Raw genomic sequence first — 25,120 nt, forward strand, 5'->3', positions numbered from 1 at the left:
GGTCACAGGAATTGATCTTTACGCTTCTTACCAGTCTCCGACCGTCGCCTGCATCACCGCAAGCGCCGCTACAGCTGCTGTGTCAGCGCGCAGGATGCGCGGTCCGAGCGGGATGGCAGTGACGAAGGGGAGCGCCCGCAGCATCTTGCGTTCGTCGTCGGAAAAGCCGCCTTCCGGTCCGACCAGCAGCGCCAGCTTCTTCTCCGGCACCGCCTGCAATGCCGGCAGCGGGTTGTTGGTCGAGGCGTCCTCGTCGCAGAAGATCAGTCGCCGCTCCTTGTCCCAGCCGGAGAGCAGACGCTCGAATTTCTCGGCTTCTCGCACTTCCGGCACCGCCAGTATGCCGCATTGCTCGGCCGCCTCGACGACATTGGCGCGCAGCCGGTCGATGGAGGGTTTTGCCAATTGCGTGTGCTGGGTGATCACCGGCTGCAGGATGCCGGCGCCCATCTCCACCGCCTTCTGCACGAGATAGTCGAGCCGCCCCTGCTTCAGCGGCGCGAAGCAATAAACTAGATCGGGCAAAGGCGGTTGCGGCCGCTGTTGGCTGAGCACTCTCAGCCGCACCGCCTTCTTCGACTTCGAAGCGATCGCCGCCGACCACTCGCCGTCGCGGCCGTTGAAGACCAGAATCTCGGCGCCTTCGCCGAGCCGCAGCACATGCATGAGGTAATGGCTCTGCTGCTGGCCGGCATCGAATTCGATGCCTGCCGCGAGGTCGTCCGGCACGAACAGCCGCTGCATCTTGTAATTGGCGCGCATCGCCGAGGAATGGGCGAGGCGGTGCCTGGCGTCAAGTCTCGGCGGAACGATGCCACACCGGTTCAAAACCGTGCCGCAGCACCGAAACGGTCGTGGCCGGTGTGAGCAGGCGCAGCGACCGGCCGGCAAGGCTGTCGAAGGCCGCCGCATCGCCATAGCCTGCGAACGACCAGGGCAGCGCGTTGCCGCCGCGCAGCGCATAGGCCGAGCCGCCATCCGCGATCATCGCTCCGTCCGGCAATTCGGCAAGCTCTCCCATGGTGACATCAGGTGGCTTGCCGCCGGAAGCCAGCCGCTCCTTGTGCAGCCGCTTGTCCACCATTGGCGCGCGCGGTTCGTTTACACCGAAGACTTTGCCGAAACGCCCGACAAAATCCGTGGCTCGCTCACGCCGGCAATAGAAACAGGGACGGTGCCCGGCGGCCAGCGCCGTCACCTCGTCGAGGAAGAACAACTCGGTCCAGCCGGCCCTGCCGCCCGGCCGATTCCTGCCCATCGGCTCGCGCCGCACATTGCGGAATTGGCGGACGCAGATGATCCAGGCCGGCAAGGCCCAACGCTTTTTCAGCAGCGTCTTGGTCTCAGGATCGTGGATGATGCCGCGATTGCCGGTGAACAGGCCGCGCTCGGATATGGCATGGATGGCGCCGAACGGATCGACCCGGTTCTGCAGTGGCATAGCTCTCTCCCGAATACGCATCTTGGCTGCAATGCTGGCGACATGATATCGCTCGTCGCGTCATTTCATGTCAGCAGGGTTTTGCGATGCGGGTGCTGGTGGTCCAGAACTACGACAACACCGGCCTTGGCCAGGTTGGTGCCGCGCTCGCCGAAGCCGGCGCCGATCTCGACCTGCGCCGGCCCTACAAGGGCGATGCGCTGCCGGACGACGCGACCGGACACGATGCCATGGTGATGCTGGGCGGCGGCCAGAATGCGCTGGCCGACGATGACTACCCGTATTTCCCGGTGCTGCTCGAACTGACCCGCGATTTCGCCGCCAAGGATCGCTCGGTTCTCGGTATCTGCCTGGGCAGCCAGTTGGTTGCCCGCTCTTTCGGCGGTGAGAACCAGATCGGCGGCGCCTCGGAATTCGGCTGGCACAAGGTATCGCTGACGCCGGACGCCAGAACCGATCCGGTGCTTGGCGCACTTCCCCAGGATTTCCCCATCTTCGAATGGCACGACGACACTTTCGCGCTGCCGTCAAATGCGGTGCGGCTTGCCGGCAGCGAAATTGCCGAGAACCAGGCGTTCCGTATCGGCCGCGCCGTCTACGGCTTCCAGTTCCATTTCGAGGCCGACCAGCCGATGGTGAGGGACTGGAGCACATCCTTCGCGCCGCTGATTGCCGATCGCCATCCCGACTGGCAGGATCGCCTCGACAGCGAAATGGCACGCAACGGCCCCGAGGCCGACGCCGCGGGCTTGGCCATTGCCCGCGCCTGGGTGGCGACGATCTGAGACTGGCCGCGCGCAGTCAGCAATTCCAGGAAAAGTGTGAAGCGGTTTTCCGTCCGGAATTGCGTCAGATAAAAAGATAGAGCGGTTCGCCGTAGCGGCGAACCGCTCTATCCGTTGCATAATTGGCACGCGGCGGGGAATCTGCCGGGGACAACTTCTTTCGTCCTTGGTTTGTGGCCGAACGCTATCCTACAAGGCGCGCGCTATGCAACGGCAATGCAACCGCGATGAACCTTCTGTGTGATCCGCGCGACACACCGCCGATACAGAATCGACCTACAAACGCGAAATCGTCGAAACTTTGAGACGAATTCTCGGTTTCAACCCATTGGTAACCGCCTCGTGCCCAGATGCAGGAAGCTCAACTAGAGATGACGTCCGTGAAAGCAGCGCTTCTGTCCTTTGTCATGCTGTCTGCCATCGTTTTGTGCGGTCTCGGCATTTATTCCGCCGATGCAGCCAACAACCATCAGGCCGTCGACGGCTACGGCGTCACCGCCGCGCTTCGCTAAAACGCTTTTCCCTGCACAGTCAGGATACGCTTGTCCGCGCCGTCCACGGCGAGCGCGCTGAGCATGCCTGACTGCCAGGCGAGTGTGTCGACATTGACGCGGTTCGGCATCACCTCCGCCTGCGGCACCGGTGTGTGGCCGTGCACGATCACCTTCGGGTAAAGCCCTGGATGGTTGTGGAAGACGTCGCGGATCCAGACCAGATCCTGCGGGCTCTGGCTCGCCAGCGGCACGTCAGGCCTGACGCCGGCATGGCATAAGAAGAAATCACCTGATATCAGTGACAATTGCAGCGACCGCAGGAAGTCGACATGGGCTTGCGGTACAGCATTGACCAGTGCCTGGTGTCCCCGCCGTAACGCCTCGGCCTTGCCGAACCAGCTTGCGTGTCCCGCTAAGTCGACACCATAGGATTGTGCCGTCTGCACGCCGCCATAACGGATGAACAGCCCTTCCGGGTCAGGCTCGTCGAGAAAGTCGAGGAAGCCGATATCGTGGTTGCCGGCGAGCATCAGATGCCGCGGATCGCGTTTCTGTGCCTCGATCAGGAAGTCTATGACGCCCTTGGACTCTGGTCCGCGGTCGACATAGTCGCCGAGGTGGATGACGCGCCAATCGCTGGTCGGCTTGTATTCGAGTTCGCTCTCGATGCGGCGATGCATGGCGGCGAGCAGATCGAGCCGGCCATGCACGTCGCCGATCGCATAGAGGCGCATGCCATCGGGTGCGCGCGCGTCGAGGTAGTGGATGCCGGTCTCGGTCAAGGCGGCTTCGTCTCCGTGATCCAGCGAGGCTAGGGTCTAATCGGTGAACAAGACCCTAGCGCCGCAACTGGTCCTTGCCCATCTCGGTCACCAGCCGCTTGCCGCACAGTGCCAGCGTGATGTCCATCTCCTTGCGGATGATGTCCAGCGCCAGGGTCACGCCTTGCTTGCCCATGGCGCCCAATCCGTACAGGAACGGGCGGCCGATATAGGTGCCCTTGGCGCCGAGGCAAAGCGCCTTCAGCACGTCCTGGCCCGAGCGGATGCCGCCGTCCATATGCACCTCGATCCTGTCGCCGACGGCATCGGCGATCTCTTCCAGCGCCATGATTGACGACGATGCGCCGTCGAGCTGGCGCCCGCCATGGTTGGAAACGATGATGGCGTCGGCGCCGGTCTCGACCGCCATCAGCGCGTCCTCCTTGTCGAGAATGCCTTTCAGGATCAGCTTGCCGCCCCAACGTTCCTTGATCCAGGCGACATCCTTCCACGACAGATGCGGGTCGAACTGCTCCGTCGTCCACGATGCCAGCGAAGCGACGTCGCCGACGCCCTTGGCATGGCCGACAATGTTGCGGAAGGTGCGGCGCTTGGTGCCGGCAATGCCCATCAGCCAGCGTGGCCGCATGGCGATGTTGGCAATGTTGGCCAGCGTCATCTTGGGCGGCGCCGACAGCCCGTTGCGGACATCCTTGTGGCGCTGCCCCAAGATCTGCAGGTCGAGCGTCAACACCAGCGCCGAGCATTTTGCAGCCTTCGCCCTGTCGATCAGGTCGAGCACGAAATCCTTGTCGCGAAGCACGTAGAGCTGGAACCAGAACGGCTTCTTGGTCACCGACGCGACATCCTCGATCGAGCAGATGCTCATCGTCGACAGCGTGAACGGCACGCCGAATTCCTCTGCCGCCTGCGCGGCCAGCATCTCGCCATCGGCATGCTGCATGCCGGTCATTCCAGTTGGGGCAAGCGCCACCGGCATCGCCACTTTCTCGCCGATCATGGTCGATTCCAGCGAGCGGTTGCTCATGTCGACCAGTACGCGCTGACGGAATTTTATCTTCTGGAAGTCCTCTTCGTTGGCGCGGTAGGTGCTTTCGGTCCAGGCGCCGGAATCGGCATAGTCGTAGAACATCTTCGGCACCCGCCGGCGCGCCAGGTCCTTGAGATCGGCAATGGTGAGGATGTCGCTCATGGTGGTTCCTCGTTAGCCAGTCGTCTTGAAGCCGTCGTCGGCGTCGGAGCGCTGCTTAAGCCTGAGCCGCGACACGCGCTGCCAGTCGCCGCTGCGTTCGGCCTCGAGCATCGAGCGCTCGACATAGGAGATATGGTCCATCGCCGCTTGGCGGGCAGCTGAGGGATCGCCGGCCTTCACGGCTTTGTAGATCGCGCCGTGCTGGGCCAGCAGCGCCTCGCGCGCTCCGGGCACGCTGAACACCAGAAGCCGGTTCTGGAACACGCCTTCAGACAGCAGCCGGTAGCAGGAGCGCAGTGTGTGCAAGAGGATGATGTTGTGCGCGCATTCGCACACAGCATGGTGGAACTCGACGTCGATTTCCGCCTCGTCGTCGAAATCGCCGGTGCGGTGCGCCTCGTCCATGCGCGCCATGATGCGGTCGAGCAGCGCAATGTCGTCCGCTGTCGCGCGCCGCGCCGCATATTCGGCCGCAACACCTTCGATCTCGCGGCGGTATTCCAGATAGTCGGTCACCGCCTTGCGGTGCATCGAGATGAGGTCGGTCACCGGCTTGGTGAACAACTGGCCGATGACGTCGGCGACATGGGTGCCGCCGCCGGCCTTGGTGATCAGCAGCCCGCGCCCTTCCAGCGCCTTCAGCGCATCGCGCAGGATCGGCCGCGACACGTCGAACTGGCGCGCCAGCTCGCGCTCGCCCGGCAGCCGGTCGCCGGTGCGCAGCACGCCTTCAAGGATCAGGCTTTCGATCTGCTGCACCACCTCGTCGGCGGTGCGCGAATGCTCGATCCTTGAGAAAATATCGCTCAACGGGGGCCTGGGAAATTGAACCGGCGTCGCGCAAGATAAAGCCAGCGTCGCCAACTGGTCAAATTATTTATCCAATTTGCCCAATCGGGTCGGTCTGCGCGTCGCGCCGGCAGGACCTACGATGCTAGACTTTGGTGTTTACGCGCCTCATGGATTGCCTTTAGAGGACGCCATCACACGAAGGGTCGAGAACAGGGGGACCACCGTGTCGGACGAGACGTCCAACCTCGAATTCCAGCCGCGCGCCCAGGGCAGCGTGATGGGCTTTCCCGCGCATGAGGGACGGCCCGGCGCGATCGGCGAGGTCCATGCCCGGCCGCATCCGCTGATCGAGAAGCCGCGCGTGCTTGTGCAACTCGCCTTCATGACCGAGGGCGGCTCCGGCGTCGACATGGCCGTGCTCTCCGAACTGTCGCGGCGCCTCGGCATCGCGGCGCCCGACCGTCATGCCCGCCACCACGCCATGAAGTGGGGCAAGGGCACGCTGCGCTGGGAGCGGCATACGGAATTCTCGACCTATCTTTGGGAAGGGCCGCTTGCCGAAAGCGGCAGGGCGCAGGAGGATTCTCCTTTCGGCAACGGGTTCTCGCCGCCGGGAACGGTGATCTCAGGCATAAGGCTGGAGATCCGCAAATGGACGCCGGCAAGCGAGAAGCTGATTGCGGCCTTCGACCCGACGAGCCTCTGCTATTCGCTGGTCGAGCGCGGCAATGCGGCCATCGTCACCGATTTCCGCCAGGACGGCGACGGCCTGACCCGCATCCTGGTGCTTGATCGCGGCCTGACGCCGGCGCGGACCGGGGCGCTGTCGCAGCGGCTGATCGACGTCGAGACCTACCGCACGCTTGCCATGCTCGGCCTGCCGCTGGCGCTGACCCTGTCGAGCCGCGCCCGCCGCATCGAAGACCGGTTGGCGCAGACCACGCTGGAAATGAAGGTCACTGAAACCCGCGACAGCCAGACGCTGCTCGCCGACCTGACCGAGCTTGCCGCCGAGCTGGAAGCCGATGCCGCCTCCAGCCTCTATCGCTTCGGCGCCAGCCGCGCCTATGACGGCATCGTTGTCGAGCGGCTGGAGGCGCTGGACGAAGAAGCCGTGCCCGGCTACGACACTTGGGGCGGCTTCCTGCAGCGGCGGGTGGCGCCTGCCATGCGCACCTGCCGTTCGGTCGAGGAGCGCCAGGCCAACCTGTCGCGCAAACTAACCCGCGCCACGACGCTGCTGCGCACGTGGGTTGATGTCGAGGTCGAGAAGCAGAACCGCGATCTGCTGGCGTCGATGAACAACCGCGCCCGGCTGCAACTGCGGTTGCAGCAGACGGTCGAGGGCCTGTCGGTGGCAGCAGTGTCCTACTATGTCGTCGGTCTGATCTCCTACCTTGCCAAGGGCGCCTCGATCTTCGGCCATGCCATTGCGCCCGAAGTCGTCACCGCCGCCTCGGTGCCGGTCGCCATCGTGCTGGTCTGGTGGGGGGTGCGGCGAGTGAGGCGGATGCACTCCGAGCCGGCGAAACATCCGGGGGAGTAGGAGCGCACTTTACCCTCCCCCTTGTGGGGAGGGTCGATCCGCATAGCGGATCGGGGTGGGGGTGCTCGTAAAGAGCTTTCGTCGCGCGGACCCCCACCCCGCTCACTGCGTTCGCGACCCTCCCCACAAGGGGGAGGGTGAATAGCGGCAGATTGCCGCTGCGGAAGGCGGGCAGTACGCTCTTTGCCCGACGCGGTGTTTGCAACATCCGAATGAAATTGGTAAAAGATTTTTACCAGCCAAGCGGAGAACGCCGCCGATGTCCGGCCTTGTCATGCCCAAGCCAGACGACGCCACTATGCGAAGGCGGGCGGAGATCGTCGCCGACATGCGCATCATCGTGCCGGGCGAGGGCGTCGTCGACGCCACCAATGAGATGCGCGCCTTCGAAAGCGACGGCCTCACCGCCTACCGGCAATTGCCGCTGGTCGTGGTGCTGCCGGAAACGGTGGCGCAGGTGTCGCGCATCTTGAAATACTGCAACGACCGCAACATCCGTGTCGTGCCGCGCGGCTCCGGAACCTCGTTGTCGGGCGGCGCGCTGCCGCTCGAGGATGCCGTGCTGCTGGTCATGAGCCGCTTCAACCGCATCCTTGCCATCGACTATCCCGACCGCATCGTCGTCGCTCAGCCAGGCGTTACCAATCTTGGCATCACCATTGCCGTCGAGCAGGAGGGCTTTTACTACGCCCCTGACCCATCCTCCCAGATCGCGTGCTCGATTGGCGGCAATGTCGCGGAAAATTCCGGCGGCGTGCACTGCCTGAAATACGGCCTGACCGCCAACAATGTGCTCGGCATCGAGATGGTGCTGATGAACGGCGAGGTGGTGCGCCTGGGCGGCAATCATCTGGACTCGGAAGGCTATGATCTCCTCGGCGTCATGACGGGGTCCGAAGGCCTGCTCGGCGTCGTCACCGAGGTCACCGTGCGCATCCTGAAAAAGCCGGAGACGGCCCGCGCTCTGCTGATCGGCTTTCCGACCAGCGAGCAGGGCGGCCAATGCGTCGCCGACATCATCGGCGCCGGCATTATCCCTGGCGGCATGGAGATGATGGACCGGCCGGCGATCCATGCCGCGGAAGATTTCGTCCATGCCGGCTACCCCCTTGATGTCGAGGCGCTGCTGATCGTCGAACTCGACGGGCCGGGCGTCGAGGTCGATCACCTGATCGGTCTCGTCGAAGCGATCGCCTATAGGAACGGCTCCACCACCTGTCGCATCTCGCAATCCGAACAGGAGCGGCTGAGTTTCTGGGCCGGCCGCAAGGCGGCCTTCCCGGCGGTCGGCCGCATCTCGCCCGACTATTACTGCATGGATGGCACCATCCCGCGCAAGGAATTGCCGCGTGTGCTCGCCGGCATGCGCGAACTGTCGGAGAAATACGGCCTTGGCGTCGCCAATGTCTTCCACGCCGGCGACGGCAATCTGCATCCGCTGATCCTCTACGACGCCAACGTGCCGGGCGAACTCGACAAGGCGGAAAGTTTTGGCGCCGACATCTTGCGGCTCTGCGTCAAGGTCGGCGGCGTCTTGACCGGCGAGCACGGCGTCGGCGTCGAGAAGCGCGACTTGATGCCTGAAATGTTCGACCAGATCGACCTCGATCAGCAAATGCGCGTCAAATGCGCCTTCGACCCCAATCATTTGCTCAACCCCGGCAAGGTGTTTCCACAACTGCGCCGCTGCGCGGAGCTTGGGCGCATGCACGTGCATCGCGGCCAGGTGGCGTTTCCGGACATTCCGAGGTTTTGATGGGGGCGGAATGTCTCACGTCGGCGATCCTTCGCGCCCCCCTCTGTCCTGCCGGACATCTCCCCCACAAGGGGGGAGATCACCAGTCATCTCTGCCTTCGCCAATCTTCGACGTTGCTAGAGAAGCGCGGTCGCCAAAGCTGCTAATCTCCCCCCAAGTGGGGGAGATGTCCGGCAGGACAGAGGGGGGCGCGAAGGAACTCGACCCATCTTCGCCATGACGACCTTCACCCCCACCACATCGGCCGAGATCCTCTCCACCGTCCAATGGGCGGCGGCGGAAGAGTCACCTTTGGAAATCATCGGCCACGGCTCCAAGCGCGGCATCGGCCGGCCACAGCAGAGCGAACACACGCTCGATCTTTCGAAGCTCACCGGCGTCACGCTCTACGAGCCGGCCGAGTTGGTACTGTCGGCCAAGGCCGGCACGCCGCTTTCCGAGATCGAAAACCTGCTCGCCGAAAGCGGCCAGCAACTCGCCTTCGAACCGATGGATTACGGTCCTTTACTCGGCGGCGAGCCCGGCAAGGGCACGATCGGCAGCGTGCTCGCCGCGAACCTGTCCGGCCCGCGCCGGCTGAAGGCGGGGGGTGCACGAGACCATATTCTGGGAATCAATGCGGTTGCCGGACGCGGCGAGGCCTTCAAGTCCGGCGGCCGCGTCGTCAAGAATGTCACCGGCTACGATCTGTCGAAGCTGATGGCCAACAGCTGGGGCACGCTGGCCGTGTTCACCGATGTCACCTTCAAGGTGCTGCCGGCGGCCGAGACCGAGGTGACGCTTGCCATGCGCGGCCTACTCGACGATGCCGCCTCTGCCGCCATGGCGCTGGCGCTCGGCTCCAGCGCCGAAGTGTCGAGCGCGGCCCATCTGCCCGAACGCATCGCCGCGCGCGTTGCCGGGGGCAGTCTAGGCACTGACGCTGCAACGCTGCTGCGCGTCGAAGGGTTTGGCCCATCGGTCGCCTATCGCATCGAGGCACTGAAGACCCTGCTGAAAAATGCCGGCCCGCTGCAGGAGATCGCAGGCGAGACATCGCATACCCTCTGGCGTGACATAAGGGACTGCACGCCATTCGCCGACCGTAGCGAAAAGCCGGTCTGGCGCGTCTCCATGGCGCCGTCTCAGGCCCATCAGATGGTGCTGACGCTGCGCATGCAGATCGGTGTCAGCGCCTTCTACGACTGGCAGGGCGGGCTGGTCTGGCTGCGCATGGAGCAGGGCGATCCCGAGGCCGCCCTGCTGCGCGGGCTGATCAGAAAGCATCGCGGCGGCCACGCGACGCTGGTGCGCGCCACCCCTTCGTATCGCGCCGCCGTTCCGGTGTTCGAGCCGCAGGCGCCGCATCTGGCCGCACTGTCGGCGCGCATGAAGGCCGAGTTCGATCCTAAGACCATCCTGAACCCAGGCCGCATGGCCCAAGGCTAAGATAATGCAAACTAACTTCTCCCTTGCCCAGCTCGCCGATCCGCATGTCGCGGAATCGGAGAAGATCCTGCGCAAATGCGTGCATTGCGGCTTCTGCACCGCCACCTGCCCGACCTATGTGACGCTTGGCAACGAACTGGATTCGCCGCGCGGCCGCATCTATCTCATCAAGGACATGCTGGAGAATGGCCGCCCGGCCGACAAGGAGATCGTCACCCATATCGACCGCTGCCTGTCCTGCCTCGCCTGCATGACGACCTGCCCGTCGGGCGTCAATTACATTCACTTGGTCGACCATGCCCGCGCCCATATCGAGGAAACTTACAAGCGGCCGCTGCTCGACCGGCTCACCCGCGCCATGCTGGCCTTCGTGCTGCCCTATCCCGCGCGCTTTCGCGCCGCGCTGAAATTGGCGAGACTCGGCAAGCCATTCATTCGTCTGTTCGAAAAGGTGTCGGCCCTGAAGCCGCTCAGCGCGATGCTGAAGCTGGCACCGGCCTCGATCCCGACGGTCTCGCCAATGGCCTCTTCCGGCATTCATGCCGGGCAGGGGACGAAGAGAGGCCGCGTCGCCATCCTCACCGGCTGCGCCCAATCGGTACTCGACCCCGCCATCAACGAGACGACGATTGCATTGCTGACCAGGCTTGGCGTCGAGGTCGTGGTGCCGCAGGGCGAAGCCTGCTGTGGCGCGGTTGTCCATCATATGGGCCGCGAGGCAGCAGCCCTTGCCTCGGCCCGGCAGAATGTCGATGCGTGGACGCGTGCCATCGACCAGGGCGGGCTCGATGCCATCGTCATCACCGCGTCCGGCTGCGGCACAACGATCAAGGACTACGGCTTCATGCTGCGCCTCGATCCGGCCTATGCCGACAAGGCCGCGCGGGTCTCGGCGCTGGCCAGGGACATTACCGAATATCTCGCAAGCCTCGACCTGCCCGAGCCGGTGCGCAAACCCGGCACCGTCGTCGCCTATCACTCCGCCTGCTCGATGCAGCACGGTCAGAAGATCATCCGCCAGCCGAAGGAATTGCTGTCCAAGGCGGGCTTCGTCGTGCGCGAACCGCGCGAGGGGCATCTGTGCTGCGGCTCCGCCGGCACCTACAACATCCTGCAGCCGGAGATTTCCGCAAGGTTGCGTGACCGCAAGGTGAAGAACATCGAGGCGACCGACGCCGAAATCGTCGCCACCGGCAACATCGGCTGCATCACCCAGATCGCTTCCGCCGCGAAGCTGCCGGTGGTGCACACGATCAAGCTGCTCGACTGGGCCTATGGTGGTCCGAAGCCGGAGGGCGTCTCCGAAGGAAACCTGGTCGCCGCCGAGTAAGCAGCTATTCCGCTGCCAGCCGGTCCACCACGCCATACGTCGCCTGGTAGCGCGCGCGCTGGCGGCTGAGCGCGACCATTGTGTTGCGCAAGAGGATCGCCACAGTGATCGGGCCGACGCCGCCCGGCACCGGCGTGATCCAGGACGCGACTTCCTTCACGCTCTCGGTGTCGACGTCGCCGACGATGCGGCTCGTGCCGTCCGGGCCGATCTCGGAATTGATGCCGATGTCGATGACGGCCGCACCGGGCTTCACCATGTCGGCCTTGATCAGCCGCGGCTTGCCGACGGCGACGAACAGCGCATCGGCGCGGCGCGCATGTGCCGCCACCGAGCGCGTCATGTGATGGCACACCGTCACCGTTGCGCCTTCGCTCATCAGCAGGAAGGCAATCGGCTTGCCGACGATCTCGGAATGGCCGACGACGACGACTTCGAGCCCCTTGAGGTCGAGGCCGGTTTCCTTGAGCAGCTCGACCGAGGCCGCAGCCGTGCAAGGCGCGAGGTCGAGCTGGTTGTAGACGATATTGCCGATCGACGCCGGATGCATGCCCTCGACGTCCTTCAGTGGATGCACCGCCGCTTGCAGCGTCTTGATCGGGATATGCGCCGGCACCGGCCGCTGGATGATGATGCCGGTGACGCGCGGGTCGGCGTTCAGGCCGTGGATCGCCGCCTCGAGTTCGCCGGCGCTGATGTCGGCGGGGAACCGCCGCTCCTCGAAACCGATGCCGGCAAGCGCGGCCTTGGCGCGCTGGTTGCGCACATAGACATCGACGGCAGCGGTATCGCCGACGGTGATCGACACCAGCTTGGGCGGAAAACCTTCGGCGGTGGCGATGGCGGCATCCTCGCGCACGGATGCCATGATGCGCTGGGCGACCGGGCCGCCCCGGAGATAGCGGCTATCGTCTGGCGGAGACATGGCTGAACCTTTGCAGCGAGTTTGGCGCAGGGGAGTTTGGCCGTCCCTATAGCAGGGGAAATGCGGCAAGGCAGCGTGAAAGCGAACCGTCATCCCCCTGGCGCGACGTTCTGGCGCAGCCTGGCTCAGCTATAGCCGCAAAGAGAAAGGGCAGCGCGGTTTCCCGGGCTGCCCTTTCCTGACTGGCCGCATCCCCACACGGCCCGTCCCCCGTAAACTCTTCCCGATCCCTGAAGGTCTAGCCTTCTGAACCAGATGATTCGGTAGCCGACTATATCACGACCACGGTCGTTCCAACATTGACCCTCTCGTAAAGGTCAACCACGTCCTCGTTGCGCATGCGGATACAGCCGGAAGATACCGAGCCGCCGATGGTCCATGGCTGGTTGGTGCCGTGGATGCGGTATTCCGTCGTGCCGAGATAGAGCGCGCGGGCGCCGAGCGGATTCTCTTCGCCACCGGCCAGATAGGTCGGGAGGTAGCGGCCCTTGGCGGCCTCGCGCTTGATCATCTCCGCTGGCGGGCGCCAGTCCGGCCAGACGCGCTTGTTGGTGATCTTGTGCGTGCCAGACCATTCGAAGCCAGGCTTGCCTGTGCCGACGCCATAGCGCCGCGCCTTGCCGTTCTTCTCGACCAGGAACAGGAAGTTCTGCGTCGTATCGATGACGATCGTGCCCGGCTTCTGCGGGCCGTCATAGGCGACTTCCTGCGGCAGGTAGAGCGGATTGATCTGCGGCCGCATCACCACGCGCTTGGCCGGCGCCTGCACGGAAGCAGTGCGCACCCGATCGGGTCGCGCCGGCTGCGCATAGCGAAGTCGCGGCTGCTGGACCACCTGTCGGCTCTGCAGCACGATGCCGGGCGCCCGGCCAAGCTGCAGCACCCAGGGTGCGGAAAGGTCGGGGCTCACCATCACCGGCGGCCTGTCGGCATAGCGGTCGTTGGCGGCAGAAGAGGTGACGCCGGCGGCCAGAATGGCCACGGCGCCGAGCACGGAACGCAAAAAGATCTTCATCGGAACGCACCTTGATCGTCGAACGGACGGAGGCGGAACTTGCCCCCGGTTGCGCGATCCTTGGCGCGAAGCGGCAACCGAAACATGAATCGGAATGCGTAAAATGCCGCTTTGTCAGTAAACCTTTTGGTGTGGTTACCGTCGGGTTCAGGAATCTGGTAAAGCCGCGGTAAATGCAGCGCGAAAGCGCGTTAACGGATGGATTGGCCATGGCGCAAGACAACACCGGACTGCTTACCGGCTCCGACGGGATCACGCGCTGCTTCTGGCACGGCAATCTGCCGGACTATCTGCACTACCACGACCATGAATGGGGCCGGCCGGTCGCCGACGACCGCAGGCTGTTCGAAAAAATCTGCCTGGAAGGCTTTCAGTCCGGCCTGTCCTGGCTGACCATTCTGCGCAAGCGCGAGAATTTCCGCGAGGCCTTCGCCGGTTTCGACTTCGACAAGGTCGCTGCCTTCACCGACGAGGATGTCGAGCGCCTGGTCGCCAATGTCGGCATCATCCGCCACCGCGGCAAGATCGTCTCGACCATCAACAACGCCAAACGCGCGCGCGAAATGGTGGATGAATTCGGCTCGCTGGCCGCCTGGTTCTGGAAGTTCGAGCCGGGGCCGGAGGAGCGGCCGGAGATCGTCGACCTCGCCCACCTGCGGGCCAACCCGACGACAGCGGTCTCGATCAGGATTTCGAAGGAGTTGAAAAAGCGCGGCTGGAGCTTTGTCGGACCGACGACGGTCTATGCCTTCATGCAAGCGATGGGTCTGGTCAACGACCATCTCGAGGGGTGTGTTTGCCGGGAGCAGGTGGAGAAGGAACGCAAGGCCTTTAAGAGGCCGAAGTAGGGCGCTGTCCCCCTACCTCCCCCTTGTGGGGAGGTCGCGCCGAAGGCGCGGGTGGGGGTATCTTGGCGCCGCACCCCCACCCCGACGCTACGCGTCGACCCTCCCCACAAGGGGGAGGGTAAGGAACTCACGTCCCGCTGGCGCCCGTCAGAAAAAGCCCGGCGACAATCGCCGCCAGTGCCGCAAAGGCCGGATAAATCACCAGCAATCCAGTCATCAGCGCCTCGCGCACGGTGGAACCCTTGCGCTCGTCGGCAGTGACCTCAAACGGACCGGGGCTCGCCGTCACCTGCGCACGGCTCTCGGCCGGCCGCAGCCGGACTTCATGCAAGCCGTCGTCTCTGATATCGAATTTGCGTGCCGCAGTCATGGCCCCAACCCTTTGTTTCGGCGCGCTTATCGGCTCTGATTGTGTCGGCACGATGCCGCGCCGATGGCGGAATTGTTTCCTTTTGGTGCGTTTTGTTTCGAAGGAGAAGGAAAGAGCGCAAACCCTTGCCGCACCAAGCCGCTTCGGTTAGGACACGCCGACTCCAATAAGTCATCGATTACTTAGCGAAAAGACCCATCCCATGGCCGACAAATCGGAAAAGACGAAAGCGCGGCTGCCGCGCGGCTTTGCCGACCGCAGTGCGGACGACATCCGTGCCGTCGAGAAGATGATGGCGACGATCCGTTCGGTCTATGAGCTCTACGGTTTCGAGCCGGCCGACCAGCCGCTGATCGAATACACCGATGCGCTCGGCAAGTTCCTGCCCGACCAGGACCGGCCTAATGAGGGCGTATTTTCTTTCCAGGACGATGACGAGCAGTGGCTGTCGCTGCGCTACGATTTGACTGCGCCGACAGCGCGCTACGTCGCCGAGAATTTTGAGAAGCTGCCGAAACCCTATCGCAGCTACCGCTCCGGCTGGGTGTTCCGCAACGAAAAGCCCGGCCCGGGCCGCTTCCGCCAGTTCATGCAGTTCGACGCCGACACGATCGGCACGCCGGGCGTCGCCGCCGACGCCGAGATGGCGATGATGATGGCCGACGTGATGGAAGCGCTCGGCATCAAACGCGGCGACTACGTCATCCGGGTCAACAACCGCAAGGTGCTGGATGGCGTGCTGGAGGCGATTGGCCTTGGCGGCGATGAGAATGCTGGCCGCCGGCTGCATGTCCTCCGGGCGATCGACAAGCTGGATAAATTTGGCCCAGACGGCGTGGCTCTTTTGCTTGGAGCCGGACGATGGGATGGCGGTAAGGAAGGCGAAGGGGACTTTACTAAAGGCGCGGGCCTTGGCGCAGCTCACATCGAACGAGTGTTGAGCCTTGCAGCATATCCAGATGCATTGGGTGGTGCATTAGGGCTTTCCAACGATGAAACTCTTGCGAGTATGGCAAAGGCCGTAGAGGGCAATGCTCGCGGAGTAGAAGGCTTGGGGGAGCTTTCTGTCATCGCAAAGTTGGCGCATGCATCTGGTTACAACAATGACCGCATCCGCATAGACCCCTCCGTCGTGCGCGGCCTCGAATACTACACCGGCCCGGTCTTCGAGGCCGAGCTTCTGGCCGAGATCCCGAACGAAGACGGCCAGATCGTGCGCTTCGGCTCGGTCGGCGGTGGTGGCCGCTATGACGGCCTTGTCTCGCGCTTCCGTGGCGAGCCGGTGCCGGCGACCGGTTTTTCCATCGGCGTGTCCCGGTTGATGACGGCGCTGAAGAACCTCGGCAAGCTGGACAGCACCGATGTCATCGCGCCGGTCGTCGTGCTGGTCATGGACAAGGATACCGATAGCCTTGGCCGCTACCAGAAGATGGTCGCAGAGCTGCGCGCCGCCGGCATCCGCTCCGAAATGTATCTCGGCGGCGCCGGCATGAAGGCGCAGCTGAAATATGCCGACCGCCGCGGCAGCCCGGTCGCCGTTATCCAGGGCGGCGACGAGCGCGCCAAGGGCGAGTTGCAGATCAAGGATCTGATCGAGGGCGCTCGCATGTCGGCAGAGATCACCGACAACGCCGAATGGCGCGCCGCAAGGCCGGCACAGGTTACGGTAGCGGAGAGCGAGTTGGTCGCCGAGGTGAAGAAGATTTTGGCTGCGCAGGCGGCTGACCGTGCGAAGGGTGGCGCTTGAACGCCCCCCTCTGGCCTGCCGGCCATCTCCCCCTCAAGGGGGGAGATTGGATGTCGCGCATGGTTTCGCCAATCTCCGGCGTTGAAGAAGAGGCGCTGCGCTCCAAGCTGCCAATCTCCCCCCTTGAGGGGGAGATGGCCGGCAGGCCAGAGGGGGGTGCCTCGCACCCAACCAGCCGATGACTCGCTATCCCGCCATCGCATCCGAAATCACCAAGCTCTTCGCCACCCGCAACACCCATGCGGTCGAGGTGGCGGTGCTGCAGCCGGCCGACCCATTCCTCGACATGGCCGGCGAGGATCTGCGCCGCCGCATCTTTCTCACCGAAAGCGAGACCGGCAAGACGCTGTGCCTTCGTCCCGAATTCACCATCCCCGTCTGCCTCGACCACATCGCCTCGCAGGCCGGCACGCCGCGCCGCTATTCCTATCTCGGCGAAGTGTTCCGCCAGCGCCGCGAGGGCGGCAACGAGTTTTTCCAAGCCGGCATCGAGGATCTCGGCGACCGCGATACGGCCAAGGCCGATGCGCGTTCGCTGGCCGATGCGCATGCGCTGCTGCAGCTGGTGCTGCCGGCGCAACCTCTTGCGATCACGCTCGGCGACCAGACCATCTTCGAGGCGGTGCTGGCGGCCCTCGGCCTGCCGCGCGGCTGGCGCATGCGACTTGCGCGCGCCTTCGGTTCGGCGCCGATGCTGCAGGCAGCGTTGTCCGATCTCGCCAACCCGCCACGCAACGGTCAGCTTGACGGCGAAGTCGCGGCCCTTGTCCTCGATGGCGATCTCGAAGCGCTTTCCGCCCACATTGCCGGCGGCATGGAAGAGGCCGGCCTGCTGGCATCCGGCGGACGCGCGCCCGCCGACATTGCCCGGCGGCTGATCGAAAAGGCCGAACTGCGCAGCGTGCGGTTGTCGAACGAAGCGTTTGCGGCGCTCAGGGATTTTCTCGCCATCGACGTGCCGCTCGACGGCGCGAGTGCTGCGCTCGAAAGTTTTGCGGCCTCTGCCGGGCTTTCGCTGGGCGCGGCGCTGGAAAAATTCGCCGCCCGCGCCAAAGCCATCGAGGCACATGGCCTGCCTGCAAAGACGATCCGCTACGACGCTGCCTTCGGCCGTCCGCTGGATTACTACACCGGCATCGTCTTCGAGATCGCAGCACTTGGTGGCGAGCGGCCGCTGGCCGGCGGCGGTCGCTACGACCGGCTGCTGACCCTGCTCGGCGCCAAGACGCCGATCCCCGGCGTCGGCTTCTCCGTCTGGCTCGACCGCATCGAAGCGTTGCGGGGAGAGGCCAAATGATCACGCTGGCGATCCCGTCGAAAGGCCGGCTCAAGGAGCAGGCGCTGGAGGTACTGGCCGGGGCCGGGCTTGCCGTCAGCCTGCCCGGCGACGAGCGCCAGTACCGCGCCCGCATCGATAACGCCGAAGGCATCGAGGTGGCGTTCCTGTCGGCGTCCGAAATCGCCGGCGAGATCGGGCAGGGGTCGGTCGATCTCGGCATCACCGGCGAAGACCTGTTGCGCGAAACAGTCGCCGACTGGGAGGCGCGCGCGGAAATCGTCGCGCGTCTCGGCTTCGGCCATGCCGATGTCGTGGTCGCCGTGCCCGGCATCTGGCTCGACGTCGACACCATGGCCGATCTCGACGATGTCGCCGCCGATTTCCGCCAGCGCCACGGCAGGCGGTTGCGCATCGCCACCAAATACTGGCGGCTGACCCAGCAATTCTTTTCGCAGAAGCACGGCATCCAGGTCTACCGCATCGTCGAAAGCCTCGGCGCCACCGAGGGCGCGCCGGCGGCAGGCCTCGCCGACGTCATCGTCGACATCACCACCACCGGCTCGACCCTACGCGCCAACCATCTCAAGGTGCTGGCCGATGGGGTTGTGCTGAAGTCGCAGGCTTGCCTGGTGGCTGCCCGGAAAGATCGTGCGCCGGCGGATGAGGCGCTAGTGCGGGAAATAGCCGCGAAGATGAGCGCGCTCCCTCCCCCTTGAGGGGAGGGTGGACAGCCGCCAAAGGCGGATGGACGGGTGGGGTCGCTCCGGCAGTGCTCGACGCGAGACGACCCAAGCGGGGTCGACCGTGACCAAGGAAGTCGAGCACTTCGCCGAGGCCCCCACCCGCCTCGCTTCGCGAGGCACCCTCCCCTCGAGGGGGAGGGGAACCGCCTGTACTTTCCACCACCCCATCAGGCTGCTAGGCTCACTCATCGGGAGGAAACGGCGATGGCGATCAATCTCGACGAGCTCAAGAACGCCACCAATCTGCGCGGGCGCGGCAGGGCGTTCATCGCTCCGCTCGACGGCCGGGCACATGTGTCGGGCGACCGTTCGGTGCCGCTGCTCGACAAGACGATCCCTCAGCTTTTCTCCGACACGGTCGGCAGATACGCCACGCAGGATGCTGCCGTCTTCGTCGGACAGGACAAGCGCTTCACCTGGAGCGAATTGTCGGACACGGTCGATACGCTCGCCGCCGGCTTCCTGGCGCTCGACCTCGAAAAAGGCGACCGTGTCGGCATCTGGTCGCCCAACCGCTGGGAATGGTTGGTCACCCAATTCGCCACCGCTCGCATCGGCCTGATCCTGGTCAACATCAACCCGGCCTACCGGCTGACGGAGCTGGAATATGCCCTCAACAAGGTCGGCTGCAAGGCGCTGGTCACCGCCGCCAGTTTCAAGACCTCCGACTATCTAGGCATGATCGAGACGCTGGCGCCGGAGCTCGCCAAGGCCACCCCCGGCAAGCTCAAGGCGCAGAAATTGCCCGCGCTGAAGATCGTCATCCGCATGGGCGATGACAACTCGCCCGGCATGTTCAATTTCGCCGACGTGCTGTCGATGGCCGGCCGTGACGAGCATGACAGCCTTGACCGCATCTCCGAAGGGCTGAAGCCGGGCGAACCCATCAACATCCAGTTCACTTCGGGCACGACGGGCGCGCCCAAGGGCGCGACGCTGACCCACACCAACATCGTCAACAACGGCAATTTCGTCACCGCGGCAACCAAGCTCACCGTCGACGACCGGCTCTGCATCCCGGTGCCGCTCTACCACTGCTTCGGCATGTCGATGGGCACGATGGGCTGCGTCACCAAGGGCGCGACGATGGTCTTTCCGGGCGAGGGTTTTGACGCGGGCGCCACACTGAAAGCGGTGGCGCAGGAACGCTGCACCGGCCTCTACGGTGTTCCCACAATGTTCGTCGCCATGCTCGACCACACCGACTTCGCCGGCTTCGATCTCTCCAGCCTGCGCACCGGCATCATGGCGGGCTCGCCATGCCCGATCGAGGTGATGAAGAAGGTGGTGTCGCTGATGCATATGGAAGAGGTGACCATCGCCTATGGCATGACCGAGACCAGCCCGGTGTCGTTCCAGAGCAGCGTTGACGACCCGCTGGAAAAGCGCGTCTCCACGGTCGGCCGCATCCACCCGCATGTCGAGGTCAAGGCCATCGACGCCGATGGCGCCACCGTCGCAATCGGCACGCCCGGGGAGCTTTGCACACGCGGCTATTCCGTGATGAAGGGTTATTGGGACGACGCGGAAAAAACCCGCGAGGCGATCGACGCCGATGGCTGGATGCACACCGGCGACCTCGCCACCATAGATGCCGAGGGCTATTGCAACATTGTCGGCCGGGTCAAGGACATGGTTATCCGCGGCGGCGAAAACGTCTATCCCAGAGAGGTCGAGGAATTCCTCTACCGCCATCCCAAGGTCAAGGAGGTGCAGGTGTTCGGTATTCCCGACGCCAAATATGGCGAGGAGCTGTGCGCCTGGATCGTGCTGAAGCCCAACCAGATCGCCACCGAGCAGGAGATCAAGAATTTCTGCGCCGGCCAGATCGCCCACTACAAAATCCCCCGCTACATCCGCTTCCGCACCGAACTGCCGATGACGGTGACGGGAAAACCGCAGAAGTTTCTGATGCGCGAGGCGATGGTGGAGGAACTGGGGCTGGTGGTGCAGAAGACGGCTTGAGGGTTGAACGCCGGGGGACGGGACTGCCCGGCTTCGAAACGACACTGGGGTGCTCGACAGGCTTCCGCAAGGTTCGCCGAACGCATTGGGGCTTGAATGACTGGTTTCGCACGATCAGCGACTTCCTATGCGATGCCTTTGGCCGCGCTGGCACTGGCCGTTGCGGTCAGAGCCAGCGGGCTACCGGTGGACGAAGGTTCGCCGAGCGTCAGGATTCTCGTCGGAGCGCTCTCGAGTGCGATCATGTTCATCACTATTTTCGTGGTGCTCGATCACGCCGAGGCGGTGGCCCACCGTGTGGGGGAACCCTACGGCACATTGGTGCTGACTTTTGCCGTAACGGCAATCGAGGTGTCGATCATCGTTTCCATGATGCTGCATGGAGAGAACAACCCCACGCTTGCACGTGAGTCCGTCTTCTCGACGGTGATGATTGCCTCCACCGGCGTTGTGGGGACGTGTCTCACGTTTGGCGGCTGGCGTCATCGCAAGCAGGCAATTGTCCGGCAAGGGACAAGCGCATATCTGGCGGTTCTGGCCGCACTGACCGTCATGACGCTTATCCTGCCGACCTACACGCGGACCACCGATCCCGGCACATTTTCGGCAGCTCAGCTTGGCCTTGTGAGCGTACTTTCCGTGCTGCTCTATGCAAGTTTTGTGTTCGCGCAAACCGTCCGGCACCGGGACGACTTCATCGAAGGACTGGCACACGACCTTTCGGCGCGAACTGCCCCTCACAAAAGCATCTATTCCAGCGCTCTGCTCCTGGCAATCGGACTGATCGGAATTGTCATGCTCGCCGAGCAGGTTGCCGCAAGTGTTGAAAATGCGCTCGTTGCTTACCAGGTGACCCAGGCTGACAGCATTGTGGGGGCAATGATCGCGGGTCTGGTTTTGATGCCGGAAGCCATTTCGGCGGTTCGCGCTTCACTCAACAATGAGCTGCAGCGCGGCCTGAATGTCGCAATGGGTTCGGCTTGCGCCACGATTGGTTTGACGATACCTGCGGTCGCAGCAGCCAGCCTGCTTACGGGACGAGGGTTGACCCTGGGGCTCCCGGAAGCTGACGCAGTACTTTTGGTTTTAGCGCTTTTCATATGCGGCGTAAGCTTTAGCAACGAAAGGACGACCTTCCTGACCGGAATCGTCCATGCCGTTGTATTTTTTACGTATGTTTTTCTGGTATTTATCCCTTGAGGCTTTGGTGCGGTCTGGCGACCAGCCATCAATGCGGGTATTCGCGAACGCGCCTGATTTGAGTTTCTTTTCGGGGTTCCCAAGGCGACATCCAAGACCCAAACGACTCACACCCCCAGCACCGCCGCATCCAACCCCCGAATGATCTTCGCCAACTCGACGCATTCATCATGCCGCACCTTGTTGCGGCGCCAGGCGAGGCAGATCGTGCGTTGCGGCATTGGCTCCTGGAACGGCACGATCTTGAGGTCCGGCATGGCGCTGGCCGGCCTTGCCGCCATTTCGGGGATGAGCGTGACGCCGAGACCATGCGCCACCATCTGCAGCAGCGTCGTCAGGCTGGTGGCGCCGTAGCTTGCCATCGCTACGGGACGCACGCTGCCGCACAGGGCCAGCGCCTGTTCGCGCAGGCAGTGGCCTTCCTCCAAAAGCATCAACCGCTCCAGCGCCGGGCTTTCCGGCGGCACCGGTGGCGAGGCGAAGGCTGGATCTCCGGCTGGCACGGCGAGGAAGAAGCGGTCGGCGAACAGTTCCTCGGTGACCAGGCCCGGCTGCTCGAGCGGCAGCGCGGCGATGAAGGCGTCGAGCCGTCCGGTTGCCGTGTCCTCGACCAGTGATGCCGTCACTGCTTCGCGCAGTTCGAGCTGCAGGGACGGAAAATGCCGCTTCAGCTCCGGGAGCACATGCGGCAAAAGATACGGCGCCACGGTCGGGATGATGCCCAGCCGGAAGCGGCCTTCCATGGCCGGGCGGCCGCGCCGGGCCGTCGTCTCGACATCACTGATGTCGCGCAGGATGCGCTCGATGCGTGGCAGCAGCGCTTGCGCCTCTTCCGTCATCCGCACCGTCTTGCCGCCGCGCTCGAACAGCCGGCAGTTCAGCCTTTGCTCCATCTCGGCGATTTGCGCGGACAGCGCCGGCTGGCTGACGCCGGCGAGTTTTGCGGCGCGGCCGAAATGCAGCGTTTGCGCCAAAGCCTCGAAATATTGCATCTGCCGCACGGTCAAGCCAATCATAAGGAAAGCCTATCGCAACAAACAGGAAAGGCAATTTGTTTTTATCGAAGAGACGGCTTAGTCTGGAACCATTCCAGAGTGGCGCGGCTCCCGGCCGGCCCGGAAAAAACAACACATAAATCAGCAATTCGGAGGCCAAGATGGACGCGATGACCGACGACAACAGCGCCGGCAAATGCCCGGTCGCGCATGGAACCTCCGCCAGGACCAACCGCGACTGGTGGCCGAACCAGCTCGACATCGGCGTTCTCCACCAGCAGTCGAGCCTTTCGGACCCGATGGGCGAAGCTTTCGACTACGCCGCGGAGTTCAAGACGCTCGACCTCGACGCGGTGATCGAGGATTTGCACAAGGTGATGACGGATTCGCAGGATTGGTGGCCGGCCGATTTCGGCCATTACGGGCCGCTGTTCATCCGCATGGCCTGGCACAGCGCCGGCACCTATCGCATCGGCGACGGCCGGGGTGGCGCCGGTGCGGGCCAGCAGCGTTTCGCGCCGCTGAACAGTTGGCCGGACAACGCCAATCTCGACAAGGCGCGCCGGCTGCTGTGGCCGGTCAAGCAGAAATACGGCCGCAAGATCTCCTGGGCCGACCTGTTGATTCTCACCGGCAACGTTGCGCTGGAATCGATGGGCTTCAAGACCTTTGGCTTTGCCGGTGGCCGCGCCGATGTCTGGGAGCCCGAGCAGGATGTCGACTGGGGTTCGGAAACCAAGTGGCTCGACGACAAGCGCTATTCCGGCGACCGTGAGTTGCACGGCCATCTCGGCGCGGTGCAGATGGGCCTGATCTACGTCAACCCGGAAGGGCCGAACGGCAAGCCGGATCCGCTGGCCTCGGCCCGCGACATCCGCGAGACCTTCGGACGCATGGCAATGAACGATGAGGAAACCGTGGCGCTGATCGCCGGCGGCCACACCTTCGGCAAGACCCATGGCGCCGGTGATGCAACACTGGTCGGCGCCGAGCCGGAAGGCGCGGGCATCGAGGCGCAGGGCCTCGGCTGGTCGAGCAAGCATGCCACCGGCATTGCCGGCGATGCGATCACGTCCGGCCTCGAAGTTACCTGGACGACGACGCCGACCAAGTGGAGCAACAACTTCTTCGACAATCTCTTCAACTTCGAATGGGAGCTGACCAAGAGCCCGGCCGGGGCCCATCAGTGGACGCCGAAGGGCGGCTCTGGCGCGGCTACGGTGCCGGACGCGCACAATCCCTCGAAGCGTCATGCGCCGGCAATGCTGACCACCGACCTCGCGCTGCGGGCCGACCCGGCCTATGAGAAGATCTCGCGCCGCTTCCACGAGCATCCGGAGCAGTTCGCCGATGCCTTCGCCCGTGCCTGGTACAAGCTCACCCATCGCGACATGGGGCCGGTCGTGCGGTATCTCGGCCCGCTGGTGCCGAAGGAAGAGCTGATCTGGCAGGATCCGGTTCCGGCCGTCGACCATGAGCTGGTCAGCGACCAGGATATCGCATTGCTGAAGGCCAAGATCCTGGCTTCGGACCTCAGCGTTTCGCAATTGGTCTCGACCGCCTGGGCCTCGGCCTCGACCTTCCGCAACTCCGACAAGCGCGGCGGCGCCAATGGCGCGCGCATTCGTCTGGCGCCGCAGAAGGACTGGGAGGTCAACCAGCCTGTCGAACTGGCCACCGTGCTGGCGAAGCTCGAAGCCATCCAGAACGAGTTCAACGCAGGCGGCAAGAAGGTCTCGCTGGCCGACCTCATCGTGCTCGGCGGCGTCGCCGCGGTCGAGAAAGCGGCGCAGGATGGCGGCAATGCGGTGAAGGTTCCCTTCACGCCCGGCCGCACCGACGCCTCGCAGGCGCAGACCGACGTCCATTCCTTTGCGGCGCTCGAGCCGAAAATTGACGGCTTCCGCAACTATGTCAGGGGCAAACCGCCGATGTCGGTCGAAGCCATGCTGGTCGACCGGGCGCAACTGCTCAACCTGACGGCGCCGGAGATGACGGTGCTGGTTGGTGGCCTGCGCGTGCTCGGCGCCAACACCGGCGGCTCGAAGCATGGTGTGTTGACCGACAGGCCGGGCACGCTGACGAACGACTTCTTCGTCAACCTGCTCTCGATGAGCACCATCTGGGATCCGGCCTCCGAGCCGGGCTCGCATGAGGTCTATGAAGCACGCGACCGCAAGACCAGGGCAGTCAGGTGGACCGCCACACGCGCCGACCTGATCTTCGGCTCGCATGCGCAGCTGCGCGCGCTGGCCGAGGTCTACGGGTCGGCGGATGCCGGGCAGAAATTCGTTGGCGATTTCGTCAAGGCGTGGACCAAGGTGATGAACGCCGACCGTTTCGACATCGCTGCCTGATACAACCTCCCAAACGAAGGGGGGCGGGCCGCGGCCCCCCCCCGACGTTTTTGGAGGGGAGGGATTAATAGAGTTTTAAATAAGGGGGCGTGGGGGCGCCCCCCCCCCAATAGCCCCCCCACCCCCGCG

22 protein-coding genes are annotated in these 25,120 nt (G+C 64.1%); 13 read left to right on the forward strand and 9 right to left on the reverse strand.

Annotated elements, in window-relative coordinates; all coding sequences use genetic code 11:
- Positions 1–27: 27 nt before the first annotated feature.
- Positions 28–762 carry a 16S rRNA (uracil(1498)-N(3))-methyltransferase gene (locus NKI37_RS18560; protein ID WP_023681840.1) on the reverse strand — a complete coding sequence of 245 codons (735 nt, stop codon included), beginning with the start codon at positions 760–762 and terminating at the stop codon, positions 28–30.
- 31 nt (positions 763–793) lie between these two features.
- Entirely contained in the window at positions 794–1,441 is a 648-nt protein-coding gene (locus NKI37_RS18565) for a hypothetical protein (RefSeq protein WP_023681839.1), read from the reverse strand.
- 86 nt (positions 1,442–1,527) lie between these two features.
- Between NKI37_RS18565 and NKI37_RS18570 the strand changes: the two genes are divergently transcribed.
- On the forward strand, positions 1,528–2,226 hold the full coding sequence (locus tag NKI37_RS18570; protein ID WP_023681838.1) for a type 1 glutamine amidotransferase: 699 nt from the start codon (positions 1,528–1,530) through the stop codon (positions 2,224–2,226).
- 371 nt (positions 2,227–2,597) lie between these two features.
- Positions 2,598–2,738, forward strand: a complete 141-nt coding sequence (locus NKI37_RS18575; RefSeq protein ID WP_006206855.1) for a hypothetical protein — start codon at positions 2,598–2,600, stop codon at positions 2,736–2,738.
- Here the strand turns inward: NKI37_RS18575 and NKI37_RS18580 are convergent.
- From NKI37_RS18580 to NKI37_RS18590, 3 genes are read right to left on the reverse strand one after another with little or no spacing between them, the layout of a single operon-like run.
- Positions 2,735–3,502 (reverse strand): metallophosphoesterase family protein, encoded by a 768-nt coding sequence (locus NKI37_RS18580; protein ID WP_023681837.1) that lies wholly within the window; start codon positions 3,500–3,502, stop codon positions 2,735–2,737. The genes NKI37_RS18575 and NKI37_RS18580 overlap by 4 nt on opposite strands.
- 55 nt (positions 3,503–3,557) lie before the next feature.
- A complete protein-coding gene (locus NKI37_RS18585) occupies positions 3,558–4,694 on the reverse strand; it encodes an alpha-hydroxy acid oxidase (protein ID WP_023815110.1) in 1,137 nt (378 codons plus the stop codon).
- Positions 4,695–4,706: 12 nt separating this feature from the next.
- The gene (locus NKI37_RS18590) at positions 4,707–5,504 is read right to left on the reverse strand and encodes an FCD domain-containing protein (protein WP_023695102.1); all 798 of its coding nucleotides are present in this window, start codon (positions 5,502–5,504) and stop codon (positions 4,707–4,709) included.
- A 205-nt stretch (positions 5,505–5,709) separates the two neighbouring features.
- Between NKI37_RS18590 and NKI37_RS18595 the strand changes: the two genes are divergently transcribed.
- The 4 genes from NKI37_RS18595 (at position 5,710) to glcF (ending at position 11,547) form a co-directional block, all read left to right on the forward strand.
- Positions 5,710–7,032 (forward strand): DUF3422 family protein, encoded by a 1,323-nt coding sequence (locus NKI37_RS18595; RefSeq protein ID WP_023686827.1) that lies wholly within the window; start codon positions 5,710–5,712, stop codon positions 7,030–7,032.
- Between the two features lie 259 nt (positions 7,033–7,291).
- The gene (locus NKI37_RS18600; RefSeq protein WP_286439457.1) at positions 7,292–8,788 is read left to right on the forward strand and encodes an FAD-linked oxidase C-terminal domain-containing protein; all 1,497 of its coding nucleotides are present in this window, start codon (positions 7,292–7,294) and stop codon (positions 8,786–8,788) included.
- Positions 8,789–9,005: 217 nt separating this feature from the next.
- Positions 9,006–10,217 (forward strand): FAD-binding protein, encoded by a 1,212-nt coding sequence (locus tag NKI37_RS18605; protein WP_023704472.1) that lies wholly within the window; start codon positions 9,006–9,008, stop codon positions 10,215–10,217.
- A 4-nt stretch (positions 10,218–10,221) separates the two neighbouring features.
- Positions 10,222–11,547 carry a glycolate oxidase subunit GlcF gene (gene glcF, locus NKI37_RS18610; RefSeq protein WP_352789411.1) on the forward strand — a complete coding sequence of 442 codons (1,326 nt, stop codon included), beginning with the start codon at positions 10,222–10,224 and terminating at the stop codon, positions 11,545–11,547.
- A 4-nt stretch (positions 11,548–11,551) separates the two neighbouring features.
- Here glcF and NKI37_RS18615 read toward each other — a convergent pair whose 3' ends face one another.
- Both NKI37_RS18615 and NKI37_RS18620 read right to left on the reverse strand, forming a co-directional pair.
- Positions 11,552–12,472 carry a bifunctional 5,10-methylenetetrahydrofolate dehydrogenase/5,10-methenyltetrahydrofolate cyclohydrolase gene (locus NKI37_RS18615; protein ID WP_023670547.1) on the reverse strand — a complete coding sequence of 307 codons (921 nt, stop codon included), beginning with the start codon at positions 12,470–12,472 and terminating at the stop codon, positions 11,552–11,554.
- A gap of 271 nt (positions 12,473–12,743) precedes the next feature.
- Complete coding sequence (locus tag NKI37_RS18620) at positions 12,744–13,487, reverse strand: L,D-transpeptidase (protein WP_352789412.1); 744 nt, start codon at positions 13,485–13,487, stop codon at positions 12,744–12,746.
- A 209-nt stretch (positions 13,488–13,696) separates the two neighbouring features.
- Between NKI37_RS18620 and NKI37_RS18625 the strand changes: the two genes are divergently transcribed.
- The gene (locus tag NKI37_RS18625) at positions 13,697–14,335 is read left to right on the forward strand and encodes a DNA-3-methyladenine glycosylase I (protein WP_023704470.1); all 639 of its coding nucleotides are present in this window, start codon (positions 13,697–13,699) and stop codon (positions 14,333–14,335) included.
- Between the two features lie 127 nt (positions 14,336–14,462).
- On the opposite strand, the gene NKI37_RS18630 is transcribed toward NKI37_RS18625, so the two are convergent.
- Complete coding sequence (locus NKI37_RS18630) at positions 14,463–14,705, reverse strand: hypothetical protein (RefSeq protein WP_352789414.1); 243 nt, start codon at positions 14,703–14,705, stop codon at positions 14,463–14,465.
- Positions 14,706–14,907: 202 nt separating this feature from the next.
- Between NKI37_RS18630 and hisS the strand changes: the two genes are divergently transcribed.
- The 5 genes from hisS (at position 14,908) to NKI37_RS18655 (ending at position 21,639) form a co-directional block, all read left to right on the forward strand.
- Positions 14,908–16,452 (forward strand): histidine--tRNA ligase, encoded by a 1,545-nt coding sequence (gene hisS / locus NKI37_RS18635; protein WP_352789416.1) that lies wholly within the window; start codon positions 14,908–14,910, stop codon positions 16,450–16,452.
- A gap of 178 nt (positions 16,453–16,630) precedes the next feature.
- Entirely contained in the window at positions 16,631–17,749 is a 1,119-nt protein-coding gene (locus tag NKI37_RS18640) for an ATP phosphoribosyltransferase regulatory subunit (protein ID WP_352789419.1), read from the forward strand.
- Positions 17,746–18,447 carry an ATP phosphoribosyltransferase gene (hisG, locus tag NKI37_RS18645; protein ID WP_352789422.1) on the forward strand — a complete coding sequence of 234 codons (702 nt, stop codon included), beginning with the start codon at positions 17,746–17,748 and terminating at the stop codon, positions 18,445–18,447. Before NKI37_RS18640 ends, hisG begins: the two co-directional genes overlap by 4 nt.
- A gap of 231 nt (positions 18,448–18,678) precedes the next feature.
- The gene (locus NKI37_RS18650; protein WP_352789424.1) at positions 18,679–20,439 is read left to right on the forward strand and encodes an AMP-binding protein; all 1,761 of its coding nucleotides are present in this window, start codon (positions 18,679–18,681) and stop codon (positions 20,437–20,439) included.
- A gap of 96 nt (positions 20,440–20,535) precedes the next feature.
- Positions 20,536–21,639, forward strand: coding sequence for a calcium:cation antiporter (locus NKI37_RS18655; protein WP_023701299.1), 1,104 nt, complete (start codon positions 20,536–20,538; stop codon positions 21,637–21,639).
- 107 nt (positions 21,640–21,746) lie between these two features.
- Here NKI37_RS18655 and NKI37_RS18660 read toward each other — a convergent pair whose 3' ends face one another.
- Positions 21,747–22,655: a hydrogen peroxide-inducible genes activator gene (locus tag NKI37_RS18660; protein WP_023667719.1), complete on the reverse strand. Its 909-nt coding sequence runs from the start codon at positions 22,653–22,655 to the stop codon at positions 21,747–21,749.
- 140 nt (positions 22,656–22,795) lie between these two features.
- On the opposite strand from NKI37_RS18660, the gene katG reads away from it, so the two are divergent.
- Positions 22,796–24,991, forward strand: coding sequence for a catalase/peroxidase HPI (gene katG / locus NKI37_RS18665; protein ID WP_023667720.1), 2,196 nt, complete (start codon positions 22,796–22,798; stop codon positions 24,989–24,991).
- The last annotated feature ends 129 nt before the right edge of the window (positions 24,992–25,120 follow it).

This window comes from Mesorhizobium sp. M0626 (genome assembly GCF_040320665.1).
GTDB lineage: Bacteria > Pseudomonadota > Alphaproteobacteria > Rhizobiales > Rhizobiaceae > Mesorhizobium.